Here is a 6,117-nt window from a genome sequence, read left to right as displayed (position 1 = left end):
GCAACTTTTTGTAACTACAAAGGCAACTTTAAATTAAAAAGTTTCCTTTGTAGTTGGAACAATGTTATTATAACTTTAAATTAAAATATTCAAATACTATTAAGGCATCTATTATTTTTTATAGTGTCCTATTGTTTATTTATTGTTTAGGAGGCTTTATAAACATGTCTGGAGAAACTGTTGTCTATCAAAATGAAATGAATTTAGTTCCTTTACGTAAGTTTACCAGCACAGAAATCGATATATTTTTTAGTCTTTGTAATAAATTAAAAGAACAAGATATAAAAGAATTAGCTATCCCTTTTGAGGAGTTACGTCACTTAAGTAATTATTATCATCGTTCTTTAAAACGTTTTGTTAAAGACTTAGAACATGTATACGATAAGATGTTAACTTTAACTTATACTGAACGAAGTGGTTTATCATTCAAAAAATTTGTATTGTTTACAGGATATGAAGTTGATGCTAATGAACAAGAACTAATTGTTAGTATTAATCCAAAATTAAAGCACGTTTTAAATGAAATAACAGCTGACTTTACTAAGTTTGAATTAAAAGAAATGACACACCTTAAATCAACATACTCTAAAAATATGTTTAGGTTATTAAAACAATATAAACACACAGGATATTTCAAAATTCAAATTGAGGATTTTAGAGAACGATTAGATATTCCTAATAGCTACCGTATGACGCATATCAATCAAAAAGTTTTAGCCCCTATCATTAAAGAGTTAGGCTTTATTTTTAATAACTACATATCAATAAAATCAAAGCGAAAAAAGGACGTAAAATAGAATGGTTAGAGTTTACTTTTGATGCTGAAAAACGCATTCATAGTAAGCGACAACCTAAAATGGCAAATGTAGCCCAACCTAAACAATATATCAGTCGTGAGAAAACGCCAAAATGGCTACATGAACGAAATCAAAGTAATACAACTAGAGAAATGACCGAAGAAGAAAAAGCACTATTAAAAGAACAACAACAAGCATTTAGACAACAATTAGAACTAGATTGGGAAGATTAGAAAGTTTACAAAAGATACTATGAAAGATATACTGAAGTTAACAAGTGAAGTATTATTCGCCATATGCGAAAACCCCACTGCCGTCCAAAGCAAAGTGGGGTTTTTTTATTTATCTATCGAGCTTATCTGAGATGTAGTTCGCAACTACACCAGCAATAACTGATAAGATAAATGTTCCAACAAGTGAGAGTATCATTAACACCATATGCACACCTCCTTTGTGCACGGAAGTGCCTTACAAGTATAATATAATAACGTGATATTTGACGAATACATGAGCCTTCAAAAAAGTATTCAAAATATGCAAAGTATACAATGTAGCCAATGTATACTTTGTATACACGTATAAACTACATAAAAATACAAAATATAGAACAATGAAAATGCATGAAAACGCATCAGATCAATGATGTATAAAACCTGCATAAACGATAATCATAAGCAAAAGGCTTAAACGTTGATTTAATAACGTTTAAGCCTTTAGTTATAGTTAACATAATTAACGATTATGGGTAGTTAGTTTGTATATGTTATGCAATACGCTAATTTATTTATCTAAATTTCTTTTTTCATTTATTAAGTTTTGAAACTCTTGTTCTAATTCTTCCGAAGGTTCAATACTCAATCGACTGAGTACTTCTGTAATTTTTGTCTCAAGTAAAAGTTTTTTATCTTCTTTAATATTCCTTGTCGGCTTTTCAGCTTGTTTAAATTGTTCATATGTGCCATCAAATATTTTTATTTCTTTATTATCAATTGTCATTATTCGAGTGGCTACTTTTTCGATAAATTTACGATCGTGAGATACAAAGATTATACTGCCATTATATTCCTTTAACAAAGATTCAAACGCCTCTATAGCTTCCATATCAAGAAAGTTTGTTGGTTCATCTAGTACTAATGTATTAACTTCACTTAAGAATACTTTAGTTAGTGCTACTTTAACTCGCTCTCCACCACTTAAGACATTTATTGGTTTATAAACATCATCTCTAAAAAAATGCATTCTAGCTAGAATAGTTCGAATAAGAGTTTCATTTTGTTGTGAAGAAGATTGAACATTTTCTAAAATACTCTTATCTAATTCTAATGTATCTATTTTTTGACTAAAATAACCGATTTTGACAGATGGCGATAATGAAATACCAGGATTCCCATGAACAATTTTTTTTATAAACGTTGTCTTTCCTGTACCATTAGATCCGATAATTGCCATCTTGTCTCCTCCGCGAATACTAAAACTTTTTGCTTTCCACAATACTCGTCCTTCAATTGTGCCCGAGACATCTTCACCACGTATTATAGTTCTATTTTTTACACTTTCTAAATTCACTAAATCCATTTTAAGTGGAGGAAGTTCGTTTCTCTTTTCGACACTTTCAAGTTTTTCTAGTCTGGTTTCTAGAGACTTTACAGTTTTTCGTAACTTCTTCTGTTTACCTGCAAAGTATGGCTTTGTTCCTTTTATTCTGCCCTCAGATGAACTTAAGTTTTTTGGTTTTTTAGTTGCTCGTTGAGCTTTCTGTTCTTTTATATTTATAGCTTTTTCCAATCGTTTCTTTTCTTTTTCATATTTTTCATATTCTAAGTCTTCTCGGTGTCTTTCTAATTCTTTTTGTTCAACATATTTACTATAATTCCCCTTATATTCAGTTATTCTCCCCTCTTCAATTTCCCATATAGTAGTACACAAGTTATCTAAAAAAGCACGATCATGTGAAACTATAATAAATGCTCCATGCCAATTTTTTAAATCCTGTTCTAATTTTTCTATATAGTTATTATCTAAGTTAGTTGTTGGTTCATCTGCTAATAGCAGTTCTGGATTTTTATCAAGCGCTTGCCGAATATAGTTTCGTGTTACTTCACCACCACTTTTAGTTGATTCTATGAGCTTCAATTGGGGAATAAGTTCACAATGTGAAAATTGTTTTACAATACCTTCTTCAGGCACAATTTTTTTATATAATATGTGAAGTAACGTTGTTTTTCCATTTCCATTTTTGCCAACTAAACCAATACGATCATTCTGATAAATCTTTAGATGATTTATGTTCAACAATAAACGATCTTGAACATAATGTTTTATATGAAGTCCCTCTAACATTATTTTCATATTTTCTCATCCTCTTATAAGTAATTGAAGACAATAAAAGCCTCCTAATCTATTCAGAATAGGAGGCATAAATCTATATAGATGAACTCTAACAAAATACTTTTAGAGCCAACTACAGAATTTTCATCCTATCCTGAAAAGTACAATTGAAAAAACACAAATCAAACGCTATTTGTAAATAAAACACTTTCAATTGTTTACTTTTGAAAATAGGATTAGTTAATCATGTAGTTGGTTCACCCTTTCCCTTATCGTATTAAATTTAACTTAAACAAATAGCAAATAAATGTCAATGTTCAACTCAAATTATTTTTTCAATTTATTTATATTACTTAATGAACAGTGGCTAGCAATTAGCCACTTATTTTTTCGCAGAAAAAATCCTAAGGGGCTTGGGGATCATCCCCAACAAGCAGGCGTCGCTACCACGTTAGTGGCTAGCAAAGCCAATGCTTGCCAAACCACTAATTATCATATAATCTAAATTTATATTAAGTAATATCTTTCGTAGAAAGCGTGGTGGGATGTATGAGCGAACAAAATCATTTTGTGGCTAACGACGAAACTGTTGGGCAAAACCATAAACCCAACCGTAAGGAGCCGAAACAAATTAGTTTTCGTGTGAGCGAATCCGAATATTTAAAGTTAAAGCAGTCAGCTGAAACTTTAAATATGAGTGTGCCTGCTTTCGTTAAGAAAAAGGCACAAGGCAGTCGATTGGTCGCACCTAAATTTGATAAAGAAACGCGACAATCGATTGCGAAAGATTTAAGTCGATTAGGGGCGAATGCCAATCAAATTGCGAAATATTGTCATCAACATCAATATGATGCTCCGAATTATAGCGCATTAGAACGTAATATTAATGAATTACGTGAAAGGTTGGATGACATATGGCAACAACTAAATTAAGTGCGACGAAATCAACGTCACGTGCCATCAATTACGCTGAAAAACGGGCTGAAGAAAAAAGTGGCTTAAACTGCGACATAGACTATGCCAAAAGTAGTTTTAAAGCCACACGTGAACTCTATGGTAAAACAGGGGGTAATGAAGGCCATGTCATTATTCAGTCATTCAAACCAGGCGAAGTAACCCCAGAACAATGTAATCAACTAGGTTTAGAATTAGCTGAAAAATTCGCACCTAATCATCAAGTCGCTGTCTATACACACAACGATACGGACCATGTACACAATCATATTGTGATTAATTCAATTGATCTTGAGACAGGGAAGAAATTTAACAACAATAAACAAGCCTTACGTGATTTAAGAGACTTTAATGACGACGTATGTCGTGAACATGGCTTAAGCGTGCCAGAAAAAGATACAGCACGCTTACGTTATACACAAACAGAAAAAGCGATTGCTGACCCTAATACAAAATCAACCGCCCAATATTCATGGAAAGATGAAATACGTGAAGCAATCGACCAATCAACAGCCACAAATATGGACGAATTCAAAGACCATTTAAGTCAATACGGCATTGAAATTGCACGAGTTACACCTAAAAGCATTACCTATCGACATCTAGATGAAGATAAAAAAGTCCGTGGCCGTCGATTAGGTGAAGATTATAACAAAGGGGGCATAGAAGATGGCTTTGAAAGACAAATACAACGACAACAGCAAGAACGAGAATATGACAACGACATCCAGCCAAAACGACCAACTTCAAACCGTGATGAACCAACTCAACGAGATACAGGCGTCACTCAATCAGATTGGGATAAATTCGCCCAAGACACAAATGAGCTTGAGCGTCGCCGACAAGCTGCAGAGTCAGCAAGACTTGCTGATGAAAAGGCTCGAAGAGATCGAGAAGAGAGAGAACGAGCGAAACAAGCGTCACGAACAATTATTGACAACGATAGAGACCATGGCCTTGAACTTTAATCAAGCCACAGAAACAACACAAAAAAGATTTATTAGCGTTGCAAAACACTATGTGGAACGTATTAATAACGATAACTTAAAACAAGATTTTCAATCAGCAATCCAACAAGAATTAGAAGATGTGAAATCACAGACACAAAATTTAGTTAAACAGTTTCAAAATCATCAATCAGACTTACAAAAAGCACATGATGATTATAAAAAAACGCTTGATGAGCGTATCGAAACAAACGAAATAGCAATAAAACAATATGATCAAGCATTCAATCGTTTAACTAAAGGGATTACAGCCATGTTTTTCATCGTTGCCTTAGTAATGATTACTTTTGTAGTCTTAAGTCCATTAGGCGACCTATTAGGCGTACAACATTTTTATGATTGGATTAACCACGTCTTAAAAACAGGTCATTCAGCATGGCGTTATCTAATTGTGACGCTTTATCTTGCCCCTTACATATTATTTAGTTTGCTTATATATGCCATTTTAAAGGCGTATGAGCGACTTTAACCTTAGTCAGTATTAAAAACCTATAACTTATCATGAAAAACGCTGCATACGGTTTAAATTAGTTTAGAAATGGAATTAAACATTTTTTATAAGGAGATCCGAAATGCTTATATTTTTGTTTATTTTAATGAGTGGACTTTTAAGTTATTACTTGATTAATCGTTCAAACAAAAAGAAATGACGCTATTATGCCGAGAAAATTTATTGTGCATTGAGAAGAACCCTTAATTAAACTGTTTCGACGAATGTCGGTATAGCGTGAGCTATAAACCCGACGAGTCGACAGTTTTCGGGTTTATTAAGGGTTCAGAGGCTCAATGTCAATAAAGCAATTGGAATAATGCATTAAAGGGTAATAACTTAATGATTTTTATAAATAAAAAAGCAACCACTTTTGTGGTTGCTTTCCTTTTTGTTTTTTGAATTTGTGAGGGGCAAAATGCCCCGAACTTTTTAATATCTTTTTATAAATCTTTTTAAAACCTTTTTAGGCACCTTATGAGCCTTAGAGCGACAATGGATTTGAGATGCTAAAGGCAACTTTTTGTAACTACAAAGGCAA

4 protein-coding genes and 1 pseudogene are annotated in these 6,117 nt (G+C 32.7%); 4 read left to right on the top strand and 1 reads right to left on the bottom strand.

All coding sequences use genetic code 11. The features are described 5' to 3' along the window. The first annotated feature begins 164 nt into the window (after nucleotides 1–164). Nucleotides 165–1,030 (top strand): annotated as a pseudogene (locus HMPREF2561_RS00760) (replication initiation protein). A gap of 547 nt (nucleotides 1,031–1,577) precedes the next feature. On the opposite strand, the gene HMPREF2561_RS00755 reads toward HMPREF2561_RS00760, so the two are convergent. Continuing rightward, the gene (locus tag HMPREF2561_RS00755; RefSeq protein WP_063856937.1) at nucleotides 1,578–3,146 is read right to left on the bottom strand and encodes an ABC-F type ribosomal protection protein Vga(A); all 1,569 of its coding nucleotides are present in this window, start codon (nucleotides 3,144–3,146) and stop codon (nucleotides 1,578–1,580) included. Nucleotides 3,147–3,674: 528 nt separating this feature from the next. On the opposite strand from HMPREF2561_RS00755, the gene mobC reads away from it, so the two are divergent. From mobC to HMPREF2561_RS00740, 3 genes are read left to right on the top strand one after another with little or no spacing between them, the layout of a single operon-like run. Beyond that, nucleotides 3,675–4,058: a plasmid mobilization protein gene (gene mobC / locus HMPREF2561_RS00750; RefSeq protein ID WP_070468243.1), complete on the top strand. Its 384-nt coding sequence runs from the start codon at nucleotides 3,675–3,677 to the stop codon at nucleotides 4,056–4,058. Further along, the gene (locus tag HMPREF2561_RS00745) at nucleotides 4,040–5,047 is read left to right on the top strand and encodes a relaxase/mobilization nuclease domain-containing protein (RefSeq protein ID WP_070468241.1); all 1,008 of its coding nucleotides are present in this window, start codon (nucleotides 4,040–4,042) and stop codon (nucleotides 5,045–5,047) included. The genes mobC and HMPREF2561_RS00745 overlap by 19 nt, the downstream gene beginning before the upstream one ends. Further along, entirely contained in the window at nucleotides 5,031–5,555 is a 525-nt protein-coding gene (locus HMPREF2561_RS00740; RefSeq protein ID WP_012818276.1) for a mobilization protein, read from the top strand. The genes HMPREF2561_RS00745 and HMPREF2561_RS00740 overlap by 17 nt, the downstream gene beginning before the upstream one ends. Nucleotides 5,556–6,117: the final 562 nt, after the last annotated feature.

The sequence above is a fragment of the Staphylococcus sp. HMSC069E10 genome (genome assembly GCF_001809205.1).
GTDB classification, from domain to species: Bacteria; Bacillota; Bacilli; order Staphylococcales; family Staphylococcaceae; genus Staphylococcus; species Staphylococcus hominis.
The sequence above is the reverse complement of the archived record's forward strand: the minus strand, read 5'-3'. Positions and strand labels throughout refer to the sequence as shown.